The sequence below is a fragment of the Endozoicomonas sp. 8E genome, from assembly GCF_032883915.1.
Taxonomy (GTDB): Bacteria; Pseudomonadota; Gammaproteobacteria; order Pseudomonadales; family Endozoicomonadaceae; genus Endozoicomonas_A.
The window spans coordinates 5139001-5157500 of the sequence record NZ_CP120717.1; the positions used below are offsets into that span (position 1 = coordinate 5139001).

17 protein-coding genes, 2 rRNA genes and 1 pseudogene (1 of these 20 running past the window's edge) are annotated in these 18500 nt (G+C 41.7%); 14 read left to right on the forward strand and 6 right to left on the reverse strand.

Annotated features, from left to right (window positions below; translation table 11 throughout):
- Positions 1 to 13 precede the first annotated feature (13 nt).
- The 13 genes and pseudogenes from P6910_RS17445 (at position 14) to P6910_RS17500 (ending at position 13692) form a co-directional block, all read left to right on the forward strand.
- Positions 14 to 1153, forward strand: a complete 1140-nt coding sequence (locus tag P6910_RS17445; RefSeq protein WP_317142550.1) for a DegT/DnrJ/EryC1/StrS family aminotransferase — start codon at positions 14 to 16, stop codon at positions 1151 to 1153.
- 15 nt (positions 1154 to 1168) lie between these two features.
- On the forward strand, positions 1169 to 2878 hold the full coding sequence (locus P6910_RS17450) for an HAD-IIIC family phosphatase (RefSeq protein WP_317142551.1): 1710 nt from the start codon (positions 1169 to 1171) through the stop codon (positions 2876 to 2878).
- Positions 2879 to 3120: 242 nt separating this feature from the next.
- Entirely contained in the window at positions 3121 to 3711 is a 591-nt protein-coding gene (locus P6910_RS17455; RefSeq protein ID WP_317146567.1) for a GNAT family N-acetyltransferase, read from the forward strand.
- Between the two features lie 2 nt (positions 3712 to 3713).
- Complete coding sequence (locus P6910_RS17460; protein WP_317142552.1) at positions 3714 to 4118, forward strand: VOC family protein; 405 nt, start codon at positions 3714 to 3716, stop codon at positions 4116 to 4118.
- 14 nt (positions 4119 to 4132) lie between these two features.
- Positions 4133 to 5089: a hypothetical protein gene (locus P6910_RS17465; protein WP_317142553.1), complete on the forward strand. Its 957-nt coding sequence runs from the start codon at positions 4133 to 4135 to the stop codon at positions 5087 to 5089.
- Between the two features lie 209 nt (positions 5090 to 5298).
- Positions 5299 to 6165: an ABC transporter permease gene (locus P6910_RS17470; RefSeq protein WP_317142554.1), complete on the forward strand. Its 867-nt coding sequence runs from the start codon at positions 5299 to 5301 to the stop codon at positions 6163 to 6165.
- A gap of 251 nt (positions 6166 to 6416) precedes the next feature.
- Positions 6417 to 6677, forward strand: a pseudogene (locus P6910_RS26895) (acyltransferase family protein); the annotation flags it as partial.
- An 891-nt stretch (positions 6678 to 7568) separates the two neighbouring features.
- Positions 7569 to 8351, forward strand: coding sequence for an ABC transporter ATP-binding protein (locus P6910_RS17475; RefSeq protein ID WP_317142555.1), 783 nt, complete (start codon positions 7569 to 7571; stop codon positions 8349 to 8351).
- Positions 8338 to 9198: a class I SAM-dependent methyltransferase gene (locus P6910_RS17480; RefSeq protein WP_317142556.1), complete on the forward strand. Its 861-nt coding sequence runs from the start codon at positions 8338 to 8340 to the stop codon at positions 9196 to 9198. The genes P6910_RS17475 and P6910_RS17480 overlap by 14 nt, the downstream gene beginning before the upstream one ends.
- Positions 9199 to 9219: 21 nt before the next feature.
- A complete protein-coding gene (locus tag P6910_RS17485; protein ID WP_317142557.1) occupies positions 9220 to 10896 on the forward strand; it encodes a glycosyltransferase in 1677 nt (558 codons plus the stop codon).
- An 832-nt stretch (positions 10897 to 11728) separates the two neighbouring features.
- Positions 11729 to 11953 carry an AbrB/MazE/SpoVT family DNA-binding domain-containing protein gene (locus P6910_RS17490; protein ID WP_317142558.1) on the forward strand — a complete coding sequence of 75 codons (225 nt, stop codon included), beginning with the start codon at positions 11729 to 11731 and terminating at the stop codon, positions 11951 to 11953.
- 260 nt (positions 11954 to 12213) lie between these two features.
- A complete protein-coding gene (locus P6910_RS17495) occupies positions 12214 to 13347 on the forward strand; it encodes an ISAs1 family transposase (protein WP_317142559.1) in 1134 nt (377 codons plus the stop codon).
- Between the two features lie 66 nt (positions 13348 to 13413).
- A complete protein-coding gene (locus P6910_RS17500; protein WP_317142560.1) occupies positions 13414 to 13692 on the forward strand; it encodes a hypothetical protein in 279 nt (92 codons plus the stop codon).
- A 556-nt stretch (positions 13693 to 14248) separates the two neighbouring features.
- Here P6910_RS17500 and P6910_RS17505 read toward each other — a convergent pair.
- From P6910_RS17505 to P6910_RS17520, 4 genes are all read right to left on the reverse strand, one after another.
- Positions 14249 to 14584, reverse strand: a complete 336-nt coding sequence (locus tag P6910_RS17505; RefSeq protein WP_317142561.1) for a type II toxin-antitoxin system PemK/MazF family toxin — start codon at positions 14582 to 14584, stop codon at positions 14249 to 14251.
- Complete coding sequence (locus P6910_RS17510; RefSeq protein ID WP_317142562.1) at positions 14563 to 14784, reverse strand: hypothetical protein; 222 nt, start codon at positions 14782 to 14784, stop codon at positions 14563 to 14565. Before P6910_RS17510 ends, P6910_RS17505 begins: the two co-directional genes overlap by 22 nt.
- Positions 14785 to 15099: 315 nt before the next feature.
- Entirely contained in the window at positions 15100 to 15318 is a 219-nt protein-coding gene (locus tag P6910_RS17515; RefSeq protein WP_317142563.1) for a toxin-antitoxin system HicB family antitoxin, read from the reverse strand.
- Entirely contained in the window at positions 15315 to 15731 is a 417-nt protein-coding gene (locus P6910_RS17520; RefSeq protein WP_317142564.1) for a PIN domain-containing protein, read from the reverse strand. Before P6910_RS17520 ends, P6910_RS17515 begins: the two co-directional genes overlap by 4 nt.
- Positions 15732 to 16423: 692 nt before the next feature.
- Here P6910_RS17520 and P6910_RS17525 point away from each other — a divergent pair.
- The gene (locus P6910_RS17525; RefSeq protein ID WP_317142565.1) at positions 16424 to 16972 is read left to right on the forward strand and encodes a sugar transferase; all 549 of its coding nucleotides are present in this window, start codon (positions 16424 to 16426) and stop codon (positions 16970 to 16972) included.
- A 56-nt stretch (positions 16973 to 17028) separates the two neighbouring features.
- Here P6910_RS17525 and rrf read toward each other — a convergent pair.
- Both rrf and P6910_RS17535 read right to left on the reverse strand, forming a co-directional pair.
- Positions 17029 to 17144: ribosomal RNA gene (rrf, locus tag P6910_RS17530) — 5S ribosomal RNA — on the reverse strand.
- 198 nt (positions 17145 to 17342) lie between these two features.
- Positions 17343 to 18500 (reverse strand): 23S ribosomal RNA (locus P6910_RS17535); it runs 1731 nt beyond the window's last position.

Here is an 18500-nt window from a genome sequence, read left to right on the forward strand (position 1 = left end):
CGGAATTAACGAAGTGGCTATTCAGCTATTTGTACCTCATTTTCGCATCAACGAGTGTCTTGAGGAAATTCGAGAGTGCCTCGAGAAGGGTTGGACGGGGTTGGGTTTCAAAACCATCGAGATGGAAAATAAATGGAAAGAGTACACGGGGTTACCCCATGCACATTTTCTGAGTTCGAACACAGTTGGGTTACACTTGGCCTTGCACATGTTTAAGACCGAGTTCGGCTGGGTAGATGGTGATGAGGTTATTTCAACTCCACTCACGTTTGTGTCTACCAATCATGCAATTGTTTACACCAATCTACTACCAGTCTTTGCTGATATAGATGAATCACTATGCCTTTCACCTGAGAATATTGAGCAAAAGATTACGTCACGTACTCGTGCTGTGATCTTTGTTGGAATTGGAGGTAATACAGGTCGATATCCAGAAGTCGTCAAGCTTTGCAAGGATCGAGGCCTGATGCTCATTCTGGATGCTGCGCACATGGCAGGCACACGCCTTAATGGCAAACATGTCGGCCACGATGCGGACTGTACCGTCTTTAGTTTCCAGGCAGTCAAAAACCTGGCTACCGCTGATTCCGGTATGATCTGCTTCCCCGATCAGGCACGAGACGAGCGCGTGCGCAAATTAACTTGGCTGGGAATTAACAAAGACACTTACTCAAGAACTTACACCCAGAGCTCTTATAAATGGATGTACGACGTAGACGAAATCGGCTTCAAATACCATGGGAATTCTATTATGGCAGCAATAGGACTTGTATCGCTACGTTACCTTGATAGAGATAATGCCTATCGTCGTCAGCTTGTAAAGTGGTATCAAAATTGCTTAGCCAACAACGAGTTGATCAGAATTGTACCTATTGCCAACGAGTGCGAATCATCCTGTCATCTTTTTCAAATTCGTGTCTCCAACCGCGATGAGATACTCATGGCCCTTAATGAATACGAAATATCGCCAGGCGTTCATTATCGAGACAACACAGAATACAGGCTCTACAACCAGGCTGCTGGCACATGTCCTAAAGCACATCTAGCAAGCAAAGAAATTCTTTCACTCCCTATGCACATGAGCATCACCGAGCGCGACGTCCAAACTATAGCTGATGCATTGAAAGAAGTTATTAAATCAAAGGCTGGTTAGTCTATGGAAGATATATTGAAACAAATTGAAGTACAAAGCATTTTTCTTAGTAAAAAAATCAATCTAATAGAATTACATAAATCACAACATAAAAGAAACCGCTTTGGCAGCAAGAAGATCAGAGTACATCGAAACCAAAATTTCGAATCAATCGCTTCACTATTGACTATATTTGGAAATTTTTCCGGTTATGAATACATCCTCAGTATAGGTAGCTATGATGATAGCTTGTCTTACCAGGACATTAAGAAAGTGGATGTCGATTTAGAGTTAATTTGGATTGATTATGATCGCTACTTATTAACAGATAGCGAACTTACTGATTTCATTGCTGAGCGCATAACATACTTGCGTAATTTATCTATGGCACCAATTCTAATCATCGACTCACCGGATGCTGTACGGGTAAATTTTAATATTTCTTTAAAGAGAGCAGTCAAAGAAATAGTTGGTGTCTATTTTTTTTCCTTATTTGAAGTTGCAAGATCTATTGATGAGTGCTTTTTTGACAATCAGCGTTCAGATACTTTTGGCACCCGCATTAGCTCAGTTGTTATTCCTAGGTTAGCTGCTGATCTCGGTTTGATCTATTTGCCCGCTATTTTTCGACCACGCATCAAGGCAATTGCAATTGATTTGGATAACACAATCTATGCCGGTGTTTTGGGCGAAGACAGCATAGAGGGTGTTAGCCTTTCTGATGGGCATAAGTTACTACAAGAGGTACTGGTTAATTTAGGAGCGCAGGGTATACTGTTGGCTATTACCTCGAAAAATGTGGAAGAAGATGTTTACCGCCTGTTCAATCAGAGGTTTGATTTCCCCTTAAGAAGAAAACATCTCAGCGGAATACGTGCAAACTGGAATCGAAAAGATGTGAATATAAACAGCCTAGCTAATGAATTTAATATTTCTCCGAACGATTTTCTCTTACTTGATGATAATATGGCTGAAATTGTAGCTGTCGCCACAACATATCCTTCAATTGATTTTCTTCATTGTGGCGATGATCCTGCACTCACCGCAAACCAGTTGCGCAGGTATCCAGGGCTTCTTGCCCTCTCATTGACAGCAACAGATCAAAAGCGCTCAAATGACATAATTGCACGCCAGAAGCGTTTGGTAAATAAAGCAGGTGTATCCATGAATGATTATCTTTCGAAGATGCAAACTGCAATCGGATTAAATATTGGTGCTCAGGAGGAGTTTTCCAGACTTTGCGAAGTGCCACATAAAACCAACCAGTTTAATCTAGCCTTGCGACGACTTAAGCAAGTTGATGTACAACGGTATCTCGATTTACCCGACCACCAAGTTGTCTCGTTTTCACTAAAGGATAGGTTGTCAAATAGTGGCAATGTTGGTGCGGTTTATGGTCGTATATACAGTGAAGTTCTGGAAGTTGAAGAATTGTGTATCAGTTGCCGTGCTTTGGGTCGAGGAATAGAAGATTTTTTAATCACTCAAGCACTCGCAGCAATCATAGATAATAGCGATGATACGATCAATACGCTGCGATTTAGTTACCGAATCGGGCCACGTAACCAGCCAGCACTTACATGGTTAAAAAAATATCTCTCATTAGAGGAAAATATAATCAGCGTGAGTGGTGGTAAGGTAGAAGAACCAATTAATTCAGTAGACCAGTCTATCGCTGATTTTAATGATAAAATCAACACCTTTAGCAAACTACCTATAAACATTTATAGCCAGACTTCTTTTTAAATAAATCATCATGAAAAAAAGTGAAATTGAACAACAAGTAGCAGAGATATTTACTCTCTTAATGAAAAAAAATGTATTGATACAAGAAGACATTATCCGAGAATTAGATCCAAAGTGGGACTCACTAATGCATTTAGAGCTTGTGTTGACCCTTGAGAATACATTTAATCTTCATTTTTCTGCAGAACAGATAGACAAGCTCATATCGAAGTCAGCTGTCATAAGTGAGGTCATTGAATGCAATGGCACAAACTGAAACAATCACAGGCTTTGGCCTGCGGTTGCGCTGCGTTACTGAAAATGACGCAAAAGAAATTTTGAATTTACGTACAGATCCAAGTTTGACAAAATTCATACCGGCACTCTGCAATGATGAAGCAAAGCAGCGATCGTGGATTGAGCGTCAGAAGAGTACTCCTCACGACTACTACTTTGCCATTGAGAAGTTAAATACTTCCACACATCCCCCGGAGGGATTTATCGGACTCTACAATATTGATTGCAAAAAGAAATACGGTGAGTGGGGTCGCTGGATAGTTCGTCCGAGATCATTGGCAGCCTACGAGTCAGCGTACTTGATCTATCAATTTGGCTTTGATTCACTGAGGTTGAATCTGCTTTACAGTCAAACTATTCGAGAAAATACAAGTGTTGTCTTATTTCATGAGAAGTGTGGTTGTGATCGTGTTTCAGATGTTCCGAAACGTTTTGTTGTGCATGGTAGAGCGAGGAATGTTACACGTCATGAAATGACATTAAAAAAATGGCAACAAGTAAAAGAAAACTTTCGATCAGTGGCTGCCAAATATTCAGAATTTATATTGAGGCATTAGATATGCAATCTAACGGTTTCTGGTTATTTCATCACCTTGGCGTTGCGTGTAAATCAGTTGAGCAAGAAGCGATAGTTTGGGAGAAAGTGGGCTACAGCAGAAAAGGTGAGGCATTTGTAGATCCAATCCAAGGCGTGCGTGGTGAGTTCTGGGTAGGTCCAGGACCTTGTTTGGAATTTTTAGAGAATTTAGATTGTCGAGATGTATTAAATCCATGGATAAATAAAGGTATAAAAATTTATCACCAAGCTTTTATTGTCAATGACATCCATGAACAAATTGAAAGAGTCAAATTTAATGGAGCTGTACTAGTTCAGGAGCCAACCAAATCTGTTGCATTTCATGGAAAAGAAATTGCATTCGTTTTTTTGAAAAATATGTCAATGATTGAGTTTATTCAAAGATAAAGGACAAAGGTTAAATGAATCATTTTCTTGAAATTGGTAGCTTTCTAGATGAATATCCTTGGAAAACAGTTGACATAAATTCCGGCGATTTTGTCGTGGATATCAATACTGGCCGAATTAATGTTGAGGATAGCTCTGTAAGCCGCATAAACTGCTCTCATCTCATTGAGCACCTCGATTACTCAGGTAGTCGGAATTTCTTTAGGGAGATATATCGAATACTGAATGATGAAGGGGTGGCATCTATAGTCGTACCCAACACAGATTCGAATTCGTGGTGGAAAGGCTTCTTCGAACATTATGATTTAAGGATGAATGCATTTTTCTTTAGATCTATCTCTAGAGCGGATTCAAGTCAATTGATTGATAAGACTGAGATGTGGCCTGACTATGACGGTCATCCGTTTGGAATGTTGATGGGCTATACACAAGAGAGCTTTGACTTTGATATACTTGCAATCAAGAGTTTCAATACAAAATCATACTGTCTGCTCGAAGGCGAGGCGAAAAGGTATGTTGACCTCAACTTGTATAACACCGTTGACTCTTACCGAGTATTTCTTAAAAAGAGAGTGCCTAATTGCGAGGTCCATAGCTTTGATTATATGAATCATTTGGTTCAGCTTCCAAATTATGAATTTTTACGTGATATGGATTATGTTTTTACGAAGGTTCGCGCTTTCTTGGATTTTTCTGATCTCGCAATAAATCAGTTTGGCACATTTGCTAACCATAGAGCGTACATGCACCATCAGTTCTTTTATTTATATGACTTTCTTGAAAAATTCGATGATATTTATGCATCCTTGGAAAAGGAGTTCAATAAATTTGCAGAGTATGATAAAGGCAAAAATCCAGAAAAAATGATCATGTTACGTTCGAGCATAGATTTATGCCGTGAAAGAATGACACTTTTATTAAGAAATATAGAAACATTCAAAAAGCTACCTGGCTTGCAAGCTTCAATTTAATAGCCCGTAACGCGGTGCAAGCTCAATTGAAAAATAATTACTCTGCAAACTTCAATTTACAGGAATCTCTTTGTATCCATACCTCAAATAAAAGACTGATAATTTCATCAAGCTTATTCAGCCGTGGAGCCGTGGCGTAACATTACTAGGCATTTGAGGTAAACAGTTGACTTAATTTGCAATCAATAGTTAAACAGTTACATTTTCTGATGAATAAGGATGGTGTCACCGTACTTCAAAGTAAATCAATTGCTACGTCTAGAAAGATTGGTAAAATTAATATGTTTTTTTACATTATAAAATCGGAATGGAAAGAATTTTATACCTATCAAAATATTTGGATTTATCTTTCCATCTCTGACTTAAAAAGTAGATTTCGACGCTCAAAACTGGGTATAGGTTGGCCAGTGTTGCAGCAATTGGCTTTTTCCATTGGGGCGGGCATTATATGGGCTGCAGTCTTTCACCTCAAGCCAGAAGACTTTATTCCCTTTTTGACGCTCGGCTTTTCGATCTGGGGATTTATTGCCGCATCATTGACGGAGGGTTGTTCGTCGTTTGTCGTCGCGCACGGCTATCTTAAGCAACTACCCCTACCGCAGTCAATTTTTATTTTTCGGACATTACTTACTCAACTTATCTTCATGGTTATCGGCTTGATGACAGCAATGGGCATACTGCTATATTTTGGCAAGCTAACTATGTTCGGGCTATTTTTTGCGGTACCAGGTGTTTTAATTCTGATCATTTACGCCTATGGCGCTATTGGATCGCTGGCCTACCTGGGCCTTCGTTACCGTGATCTTCAGCATGGTTTGACTGGAATTTTGAGCCTACTGTTCGTTGTTACTCCAGTTATTTACCCATCAGAAGTGCTGATCAACAAAGGAATTGCAATTGCCATTTATGGCAATCCATTCGCTTCTCTGATAGAGATTGTCAGATTTCCGATTCTTAACGGTGAGTTCGCTTCTTCGTCCCACTACTTTTTGGCTACCCTTTTTGCTCTGGTGTTGGTTTTCCTCCGTTTCCGGCTCGGTTCGCGTTGGAGCCGTTTCGTAGCTTTTTGGTCATAATCAAGCTAAAAATTCTTGATTGATAACCGACTTGCGCATTCAGATAAAGTGTGACCGCGAATGCTGGTAGGCGTTAAAATGGTTTCTGGCTGATAGTAGACATTTTTGGCTGATTTCAGAAACGGTCTTCACGATGAGCCAGAATATGCAGTTAACTCTAAACTCGTGGAGGAAAATTGAAAGAAATAAAAGTCTACGTGGTTGAACACTATTAATTTACCACTGCATCAGGTAAGTACCCAGGCTTTGACTTATTACGGTGTATCGCAGTTATATCTGTAACTCTCTATCATTTTGGTTTATTTGGCTTTAAGTTTGGTTTTCTCAGTGTTGACTTATTTTTTACAGTTTCTGGATTTTCAATAGGTGGGATCATTATTGAACAGCTCAATAAAAACAATTTCTCATTTTCAAGTTTTTATAAAAACCGTTTTTTGAGAATTTACCTAACTTACTTGTTTTTTATTCTTTTAAAAATTGGTTTTAAAGTTGGATTTGGGTATATGTTTTAAGATACTGTTCTTGGTATAAGGTGCCTTTTTTCTGTATTAACCCTCACACAAACTACACTACCCTATTACCTCTTTGACTATGGGTTCACTATAGATCATCGATTCGTCCCAGAAGGGTCATGGCCTTTAGTTATTGAGGAGCATTTTTACTTTATAGTACCATTATTGCTCTTAGGTTTCTGGAGAATTGGCCGGTGGCAAACGATTATAACATTCACACTCTTGGCTATGGTTATGGCATTTTTTGTTCGTACATGGACGACATCTCAATTTCAAGCAAACAATCCGAACTGGTACTTTGCTAACTATATTCAATTTCATTCTCGTTTTGATCAGTTAGCGGCAGATTTACTTGCCGCAGTTATTATACGGAAATTTAAACCCAATTCAGAATTCATGCTCATACTGAGTATGGGCATATTATCATGGATGGTATTCTATCTTTACTCAAATCAGAAATTATGATCGGCACCTCAGCTGATGACTTGGGAAACTATCTATTTTCCAAGCCTGCTATCGATTGCATTTGCCTCATTAGTAATTGCCTGTTGTCACTTTGACCTAAAGTCAAAGTTTATAGTTTTTGTCGGCAGATAATCATTGCCAATGTACCTCGGTCATTTATTTGTACTAGCAATTTACAAACAAAGTCTGATGTTCACTAATCCACTAAACCACTAAACCACTAATCTATGGTAGCTATGCACCATCAAATTATGCAGTAGTTTTTTGTGCACTATTATTTGCATACTTTGTGTCACTACTGATTGAATATCCATTCATTCGTATTTACAAGAATGTACAACAACATAAGGGTTTGTACCCTTTGGAACGTAGCTCTATGCAAAGCAGGCTTAGCTCGCGTATGAGGCGTTTCGTGGCGTTTTGGCCATGATCGAACTAAAAAATGTTACCATTGATTACCCTCTTGACCTTGAAGATGGCGCCAGTCTGAAAAGTGCCTTACTTAATGTTTTTAGAAAGAACCAAAAACAATCAAAGTCTTACTACAGGGCACTTGATAACGTTTCACTAAGAATTTGCAGAGGTGAACGAGTGGGATTGATCGGACTTAATGGGGCCGGCAAGAGCACCATGTTACGCGTTATGTCTGGCATATTTCAGCCCAGCCATGGAGCAGTCAAAATTGTCGGTCGAGTTTCACCGCTACTTGATTTCGCAACGGGATTAGAATTGCACCATACCGGCATCGAAAACATACGCATACGTTTGATGTTTTTAGGTGAGTCACCAAAAGAGATTGATCGCAAGATTAGTGAAATTGCCGAATTCTCAGAGCTTGGTGAATTCATACACATGCCAGCCAGAACATATTCGGCAGGTATGTTTATGCGCCTTGCATTTGCAACTTCTACCGCGATCAATCCTGAAATGCTTATCGCAGATGAGGTGGTCGGTGCAGGTGATGCTCAGTTCGCTGAGAAGGCGAAACAACGCATTGAAGAACTGTTGTCAGGTGAACGGACAACCGTTTTGAGTTCGCATTCAATGGATCTCATTCGTACTTTCTGTAACCGTGTGATTTGGTTACATAACGGTAGAATTATTGCAGATGGGCAGTGTGAAGAGATTATCAAAGATTACGAGCTACGGGCACCAATTATAGGGCGTGAAACGGGGAAAAAGGATGAATGCGTAAATGCTTATTCTTGATATTGGTTGTGGTAGAAAAAAGATAGCGGGCGCTGTTGGAATTGACTTTTCGCAAATGTGCAACGCTGATGTTGTTCTTGATCTCAACCATGGACGTCTGCCATACGACGACAATAGTGTCGACTTTATCTTCTCCTCACATACCCTGGAACACTTGATTCTGGATGGTTTTGTTCACGTGATGAGGGAGAGTTACCGTGTTCTTCGGGCTGGGTCGCAATTCAAAATAGTTGTACCTTACTACCCAAGTACAGCTAATTTTGCCAACCTTCTTCATAATAACAACATTTGTTTTAATGAACACACATTCAGATTTTTCTCTTCGGAGACTGAGCGCGAGGCTATTTCGAAGGACGAATACCAGTCGCCCAGCTGTCAGCACTGGGGTCTTCGTTATTCTTCCAATAACGAAATAGGCATTGAGTTCATAACGCTGCGAATCGATAAATTTTACTTACCCCTCTATTCGGAGCAGAGTGAGCCGGTTAAAGCAGCATGTTCATCGAAATTAAATGTGGCAGTAAAGATCAGTAATTCACTACAAGCAATAAAGCTATGCCCTATCAGACCAAGTGCTGGCCCTGTTTCGTCACCCAGTGACTCCCATATCTTTGTTGAACGACAGCTGTCATTTCTATCAAAGCAGCTGACTTATCTGAACGATCTGGGATTTACTTTTGAGCCAGAAATTGAACGAGGTCGACAGCTCTGTACAAGCCAGAGAGTTGCAGGGGGAGGACTGTACAGCACTGGATTTGTCTTAACTCCTGTCAATTTCTTAGTCCACGAGCTTGACTATGTTATTCAAGCCCTTCGACGCCTAATAGACAACCAATCAAACAGATAACCGATTGGGAATTGCTGAACGGTGAATGTATTAGCAATCCTTCCTGGATTTATTCCAAGCACAATCATTGGAATACTTAAACCTCTTGCAAAACTTGAACAACAGGGTGAAATCAAGTTACGTGTTCGACTTCATAAATTATCCCTTTTTATCTCTTATGATATTAAGTGGTGCGATGTAGCTGTTTTTTGTCGAAACTGTGAATGTGAGGATCTTTCTGTACTTTATGAATTAAAGAAAATGGGTAAGAAAGTTGTCTATGAGATAGACGATAACTTTGAGGAAATCCCACTGACTACTGAAATAGGCATCTACCACCGTTCTTTTTTTCGGCTCCACGTTCTAAAGCGTTTTTTTGAACTCAGTGACGTGACGCGTGTTTACTCCAAGCGCATGTTTCAACGGGCCACTGCTCATGGTGCACATCCACAACTCATTCGAGGTTACTTTGATGAATCGATGTTTGACGGATTATCTAGACGACCATCTGACGGCATTGTGAGAATCGCCTACCCAACAGGACGGATTGATGACCAGAAATTAGAAAAGCTAATTTTCACGGCGTTACAGTTAATACTTGCAAGGTTTTCTGAAAGAATTGAGGTACACCTTTGGCGCAAGTCATTACCGGAGGAACTCCGCGGGGTTAAAGGGGTCGTACTCCACAGTATCACAAGACGCTACGACCGTTTTATTCGATCGTTTTATCAGGCAGGTTTCGATATTGGTCTAGCTCCCGGTATTGATAACCCGTTTTTTCACTCTAAAACAAATAATAAATATCGTGAGTTTGCTGGATGTGGAATTGCTGGCGCTTATAGCAATATTTTACCCTATTCGGACTCTGTAATACATGAGCATTCCGGTCTGCTGGTCGGTAGTACACCAAATGAGTGGGCAACGGCTATCGAGCGTTTGGTGCTCAATGACGATTTGCGAAGCCGTATTATTAAAAATGCCACTAATGATGTATTGTCCAACTACAGTTTTAAAAAATTCGTTCAAAGCTGGCGTTTATGTTTGTTCCAACGATTATTACAAAAAAATGAATCACCTGAATGGTTATTTTCGCCAAAGCAAGTTACTGTCTTCAATTTGGTCCAATTTCCAAATAAACAAAGTAAAACCGACCAACGTTATGAATATTTTCACCTAGCAATGAAAATGCTGCCAAATTCGCTGTTTGAGCAATTTAACGGCGCTGCTAGTTATCTGAAGTCAGGCTGCAAAAAAAAAGTTTGTGCAAGCATATTTCTAATTAATAATGATGCAGACATTAGGCTAATTGCTAAGCTTCTTCCGGTAACAACATCCGCAATCATTGATACAGTAGCTTATGAAGGTGACATAGAGAAAGCTATTGGCAAGTTATGGTACTGCGCAACAAACTTGCCAATCAGTTTCATAGTTTCAACTAAACAAGCTAAGGTGTCACTAATTATCCAAAGCTGGCCGGGTTTGGTTCTAACCGTTGAACCGGAAGAGCCGTCTATTTCTCACGAGTTCTCACTGTCTGGATATCCGGCAGCATATTTGGATTTACTAGAGAAGCATATCCGCTACGCTCCGCTTATGATAAAATCAACACGAATTGTAAAATTCATTGATAGAACAGCACACCGCTATCAGATATGGAAGACACGCTTCGAAAGCTTGACCATGTTCATCAAGTTACTACTAGGTTCCAGAAAATTTTGATGGGTTAACCAAGTACTCCAGCAAAAGTGCCTTTTTTACAAATTCTTTACTTCAAACGATGCCAGACTACAGAGGTCACTGACGAGTGAGGGTTCTGAATCTTGACTCAGCAACCTAAAACCTCTGTTACATACTGCGAAAAATCCGGTTACATACCCCAGGAAAAAATCATGAATACCCCTGAAATTATTGACCTGTAGCTTATATTTATTTCCTTTGTAATACGTCTATGGTCTCATATCTGCACATCAGGAAAAGGCCCAGGGTAAAATCATGAAACCGCCTCTAATTTTTGACCTGTAACTTATATTTGTTTTCTTTTTAATACGTCTATGGTCTTATACCTGCACAACAGGATAAGGCCTCAGTATGAATGCTAACGACTTGATTTCACAACTCTCTATTATTAGTGACCCTCACCAAGCAAGGAGAGTTGGCCATAAGTGCATATTCTGGCATCACTTGAACATCCATTCTGGTAACTCGATGTTGCGATGAGAGAAGATGAAAGTCGCAACCGAAGAAATGACGGAGCAGAGATTTTAGCAGGCTTTAGATATATTGCAGTCAATCTGCTGAACAACACGAAAACCTTCAAAGCGGGTCTGAAGAGAAAACGAAAGAAAGCCGCTATGAGTACACGCTGTCTGGCTGAAGTCCTTGCTGGGCAGGCACTTTCATGATTTTGCCGTGGTTTTGATATTCAGAAATGTGAAAATTACTTTGTGAGAATTCCCTGATCTCAGGTTGTTGGACTGAACCTGGTTTTCCTGTTTTACACACCTTAAGGTAAGACTATATTACTACTACCTTAAGGTGGAGATAGAAAACCATGAGAGCATCTACAAAAGGACAAGTTACCATCCCTCGGGAAGTAAGAGAGGCACTCGGGATTTTGCCGGGTAGTGAAATAGAATTTATTGAGGAAAATGGCAGATTCTATCTGGAAAAAAGAGATCAACCAAAAACAAAGAAAAAATTTGCCCGGTTCAGGGGAATCGCATCAGCCCAAATGAGCACTGAAGAAATTATGGGACTTACGAGAGGCGAGCCGTGAATGGCATTCTGGTCGATTCCTGTGTTCTTCTCGACTTGTTGACTAACGATAAAAATGGGGCTGATTGGTCAGAGAAAATTCTCGAGCAATACAGTTAAAGTAATAGCTTGTTCATGAACTCAATAGTATACACAGAGATATCTAGGGAAAAATCATGAAAGCCCAGGAAACCACTGGGCTCAATGACTATAAGGATATCTACCTATAGAGTAAAATACACATCCATTGTCTTATACAAAAAAGATTTGGATGTTCTGAAAATGAATGCATTTGATTTAATGAATAGGCTATCTGTCATTTATGACGCACGTCAGCAATGGAAAGTAGATCATAAACTTACTGATATTCTGCTCTTAACCATCTGTGCTGTCATTGCTGGTTGTGAAGGTTGGGAAGAAATTGAAGACTTCGGCAATGAAAGACTGCAATGGTTAAAAAAGTATGGTGAATTTGAATACGGTATTCCTTCCCATCATACAATTTCCAGAGTAGTTGCTGCTATTAACCCAAAGCAATTCCAGAAATGCTTTATTGAGTGGATGCAAGCCTGTCACCAGACAACCAATGGTGAGATCATTGCAATTGATGGAAAAACAGCAAGAGGCTCTTACGATAAAGGCAAGGACAAAGGTGCAATTCACATGGTGAGTGCATTTGCGACTGCAAACGAATTGGTTCTTGGTCAAATTAAAATTAATGATAAAAGTAACGAGATTACCGCCATACCTGAATTGCTTGATCTCCTGGAAATCCGTGGCTGCCTCATAACTATAGACGCCATGGGGTGTCAGAGGGATATTGCCAAGAAAGTCGTTGATAAAGGCGCTGATTATTTGTTAGCGGTAAAAGGCAACCAGGGTAAGCTTTATGAAGCATTTGAGAAACATTTTTCTGTTGAAAAAGTGAATCAATGGAATGGTGATACTTTCAGAGTCGAAGAAAAAAGCCATGGTAGAATGGAAACACGCCTTCACATAGTGAGTGATACCTTTGATGAGTTCGTTAATTTTTCTTTTGATTGGAAAGGAATGAAAACACTCGGGATTATTTTCTCTGCCAGAATGGAAGATAAAGTGTTCAATGCTGATGATATCAATGTCCGTTATTATATCTCCTCTGCGAAGTTAACAGCAGAAGAATTTTCACATGCTGCAAGAGAGCATTGGGCGATCGAAAATAAACTCCATTGGAAAATGGATGTTGCAATGCGAGAAGATGATTGTCGAATCAGAAGGGGCAATGCCGCTGAAATGCTCACAGGTTTTCGGCATATGGCAGTGAATATGTTGAACAATACCAAAACCTTTAAAGCAGGCTTAAAGCGTAAACAGAAAAAGGCAGCCATGAACACACAATACCTGTCTGAAGTCCTTGCTGGGTGTGGGGTTTCATGATTTTTCCCTACAGAGATATCCATTGGTTTTAAAACAATAGAAGAAGTCGATGAAACATTGACTGAAATGGGTATCAAAGTTTTGGAAATCCCTCGAGAAGCATTGTTCTTGGCAGGTAAAATTTATCTTCAATATAGAAAGAACAAAGGCAAAAAAACATCACCCAAAAAAACATCACCCAAAAAAATATCACCCAAAAAAACATCACCCAAAAAAACATCACCATTGCCTGACTTCTTTATTGGAGCCCATGCGTTGATCTCAAATTTTCAACTAATAACGCGGGATAATGGTAAGTTCTCAAGCTATTTTCCCAGCCTGAAACAGAGGGATAACTCCCGGTAATAATTAATAAGCTTATCTTAGGAAAAAGTCATACAAGCACCCGAAGCCATTGGGCTCAATGCCATGGAAAAATCATGAAAACTGCTGAAATCATTGACCTGTAGCTTACATTTGTTTTCTTTTTAATACGTCTATGGTCTTATATCTACACATCAGGATAAGGCCTCAGCATGAATGCTCACGACTTGATTTCACAACTCTCTATTATCAGTGACCCTCACCAAGCTTGGAAAGTTGACCAAAAGCTAACAGACGTCCTTTTTCTGACCGTCTGTGCTGTCATTGTCGGCGCAGAAGACTGAGAATAATCTTCACTGGAAACTCGATGTTGCGATGAAAGAAGACGAGTGTCGCATCCGAAGAAATGTCGGAGAAGAAATTCTAGCAGGCTTTAGACATATTGCAGTCAATCTACTGAACAACACGAAAACCTACAAAGCAGGTCTGAAGAGAAAACAAAAGAAAGTAGCTATTGAGTATACGCTATCTGGCTGAAGTCCTTGCTGGGCAAGCACTTTCATGATTTTTCCGTGGGCAGATACTTTCAGTTCAAGGGTTATTGCACTTTTCGTGAAATAATTTGATGTAAACGATGAATAATTGCATTGAATTTCTCTGCTTTTATGGTCGCGATTTCTTGGCAGATAATGCTTTGGTGTGCCGTGAATAACTTTCCCGGGCGCGCAAAGCTCTCACGGTCAAGGATTCCCTGGTTGAAATCGTTCGGAGTGATAACAATTGCTGTCGGATCAGAGTATGGTTTACTGGTGATCTGACAGAGAATAACATCACCTTTTCCGACGCTGGCAAGTGTAAGAGCCGGGCGGCGTTTAGTTGACGACAAGTCGGAGAACGGGAAATTGATAGTGACTATTGTTCCTGCTGAAGGCATTCCCATGCTTCATCCTCATCTGGCTTATTCCAGTCTGCTGCGAGTGACGGTTCACTTAACAGCACTTCATCATTAACCCGCTGGCCGGGTGACTCCTCAAGTATGGTTATCAATACGTTAGACCCTGAAGGCAATACCAGATTATCTGGCAGTTTGAGGTTGCCCTTACTGTCTACAGTGGCTTTGTATGTCTGAAACATATCCATGCTCCCTGTATCAATGGTTCATCAACGATAGCTTAGTTCTGTAGTGAGGGGAAGCTATTGACACCTGGAAAACGAGGGTATGTTTTAAGAAAAGTGAAAAAGGAAGCTTGATGGTGCGATGAGAGAAGATGAGTGTCGAATTCGAAGTAATGCCGGAGCAGAAATTTTGGCAGACTTTAGACAGATTGCAGTCACTTTGCTAAACAGTTCGAAAACGTTCAAAGCAGGCCTGAAGGGAAAGCAAAGGAAAGCTGATATGAGCACATGCTATCCGGCTGCAGTCCTGGCCAGGCACGTACTTTCATGATTTTACCGTGACTCACTGTCCAGCCTGTCCAGAATCTTCAGAGCTTCCTTTGGATTACCTGATTCTGCTCTGACCAGGTAACGGTTATAGGTATCAAACTCTGCCAAGGCGATGGTCGATAATTCATCCATCAATTTGTTCAGACTGATATTTCTGGACTTGGCCAATTGCTTCAAGCGTTCATGTATTTCTTCGGTTAGTCGAATGGTAAGTACGTTCATTGCCTGATCTCCCTAATAAAGTCTTCTGGATTACAAATGGTTAGGTGGTCAAACCTCAGTTCTCCGCGACCAACATCTTTAATGTTCTTGGTGATGACAGGGCTGGCACCGCCAGCCATCGCCAGCTTTACCAGGTGATTATCAGCTTCGTCTGGTAATTTTGGCCGCCAGAGATAATAGATCTCAACCCACTGGGTAATACTTAGCAGCGTGTTGAGCACCTGTTCACGTTCCGACTCAGCAGTACGGCTTTTATTCCAGAGCGCTAGCCTGTTTAACAGCGACTCATACTCGGTATAAAGTGCATTGCCCATCAGAGGGTTCAACTGGCGATTCAGACACAACCTGAGAATTTCCCGGCTTGCGCCGCCAATACCGAGAAGCGCCGAAACAGCAGCTGGTATCAAGTACAATGGTTTTCATGAATTCAGTGATAGCACGTATGCTATCAATAGATATTTACTAATGACAGTGCCAACCTGCTTTTAGGTAGGCCTAAGATATCCGTAGCCGCATACCAGATGAATTGAATGAAGCTATCGTCTGGCGAGTTAGTCGGGCAATAGCAGAATATTTAAAGCCCAAGACGAACCAATGGCAAAGTGATAGCTATATGATCCGAGAAATAAGCCATGGCCGCACATAAAGCCGGGTGAATTTTGTCAGTGATAGGTAAACGGTGTTTATTACCCATCCATGGAAAAATCATGAAAGCCACTTCAATTATTGGCCTGTAGCATATATTTGCTTTCTTTTTAATGCGTCTATGGTCTTATATCTACACATCAGGATAAGGCCTCAGCATGAATGCTCACGACTTGATTTCACAACTCTCTATTATCAGTGACCCTCACCAAGCTTGGAAAGTTGGCCATAATCTAAATAATCGTCCTTACTCATGATTCGATCCTGAATGAGAAAATAAACATTATATTGCGAGACAATAGCTCATATCGTCTACAGATTTAAATGCAGACAAGCTGATTGGTGATTTACAGGGTCGATCCTGCAAAGGCAATCCACCTTTTAGGCTGGCAACCGCCCTATCCTGTCGAACAGGGTATTCGGGCTACCGTTTTGGCTTATTTTCCAGGTAAAAAATGAAGTGTATCGTTTCCTCGATTGCCTGCTGGCTTTACTCGGTCTTATTCTCAGCTCGCCTTTACTTCTGGTGATTTATATTATGGGCCTTTTCGATACCGGCTCACCTCTGTTCAGTCAAGAACGGGTTGGACGTTATAAAAAGCCATTTGTGCTTGTGAAGTTCCGTACCATGCAAGTGGAGACTTTCTCTGTTGCCAGTCATCTTGTCCCTTCCTCATCCATTACGCCGCTAGGTCATTTCTTACGTAAAACCAAGCTGGATGAACTGCCACAGCTGTGGAATGTGCTGGTTGGCGATATGAGTCTGGTAGGCCCACGGCCTAATCTTTTTAATCAGACAAAGTTGATTGAAGCTCGTGAACAACTCGGGGTGTATAATGTATTGCCTGGCCTTACCGGACTTGCACAAGTCAGACAGATTGATATGTCTACCCCTGAACTGCTTGCCAGGACAGACAGCCAGATGATCCGATCCTTAACTCTTCGGGATTATTTTAAATATATTTTGATGACTGCGACGGGGAAAGGTCAGGGAGACCGGGTGCGATGAGTAGTAATAACAAAAACCCCAGTCAATCTCTCAACTGGGGTTCTGCTTTATTCAATGCCTGGCGATGACCTACTCTCACATGGGGAAGCCCCACACTACCATCGGCGATGTGTCGTTTCACTTCCGAGTTCGGGATGGGATCGGGTGGTTCCAACACTCTATGGTCACCAGGCAAAACTGGTCGAACCCTGCTTTTGAGCTGGAAGCTTGAAGCTGGAGGCTTGAAGCTGTTTGTCGCAAGCAGAAGGCTCTGGAATCCAAATCTCTTTTTAAGCTGTGTTGTTTATTCTTGCTCAACACTCTCGTTCACTGTGTACGGCTTCAAGCTTCAAGCTTCAAGCTTTCGGCTGCTAAATCGCTTTGGCGTTATATGGTCAAGCCTCTCGAGTCATTAGTACGGGTTAGCTCAACGCCTCACAACGCTTACACATCCCGCCTATCAACGTCGTCGTCTTCAACGTCTCTTATGGGCCTTGCGGCCAGGGAAGTCTCATCTTGAAGGGGGCTTCCCGCTTAGATGCTTTCAGCGGTTATCCCGTCCGAACTTAGCTACCGGGCAATGCGTCTGGCGACACAACCCGAACACCAGTGGTTCGTCCACTCCGGTCCTCTCGTACTAGGAGCAGCTCTCCTCAAACTTCCAACGTCCACGGCAGATAGGGACCGAACTGTCTCACGACGTTCTAAACCCAGCTCGCGTACCACTTTAAATGGCGAACAGCCATACCCTTGGGACCGGCTTCAGCCCCAGGATGTGATGAGCCGACATCGAGGTGCCAAACACCGCCGTCGATGTGAACTCTTGGGCGGTATCAGCCTGTTATCCCCGGAGTACCTTTTATCCGTTGAGCGATGGCCCTTCCATTCAGAACCACCGGATCACTATGACCTACTTTCGTACCTGCTCGAGATGTACCTCTCGCAGTCAAGCTGGCTTGTACCATTACACTAACCGCACGATGTCCGACCGTGCTTAGCCAACCTTCGTGCTCCTCCGTTACTCTTTGGGAGGAGACCGCCCCAGTCAAACTACCCACCACACAATGTCCCCGATCCTGATAAAGGACCTGGGTTAGAACCTCAATATTGCCAGGGTGGTATTTCAAGGTTGGCTCCATGCAAACTGGCGTTCACACTTCCAAGCCTCCCACCTATCCTACACAAGCAACATCAAGATCCACTGTGAAGCTGTAGTAAAGGTTCACGGGGTCTTTCCGTCTAGCCGCGGATACACTGCATCTTAACAGCGATTTCAATTTCACTGAGTCTTGGGTGGAGACAGCGTGGCCATCGTTACGCCATTCGTGCAGGTCGGAACTTACCCGACAAGGAATTTCGCTACCTTAGGACCGTTATAGTTACGGCCGCCGTTTACCGGGGCTTCGATCAACCGCTTCTCTTGCGATAACAGCATCAATTAACCTTCCGGCACCGGGCAGGCGTCACACCGTATACGTCCACTTACGTGTTAGCACAGTGCTGTGTTTTTAATAAACAGTCGCAGCCACCTGGTATCTTCGACCGCCGC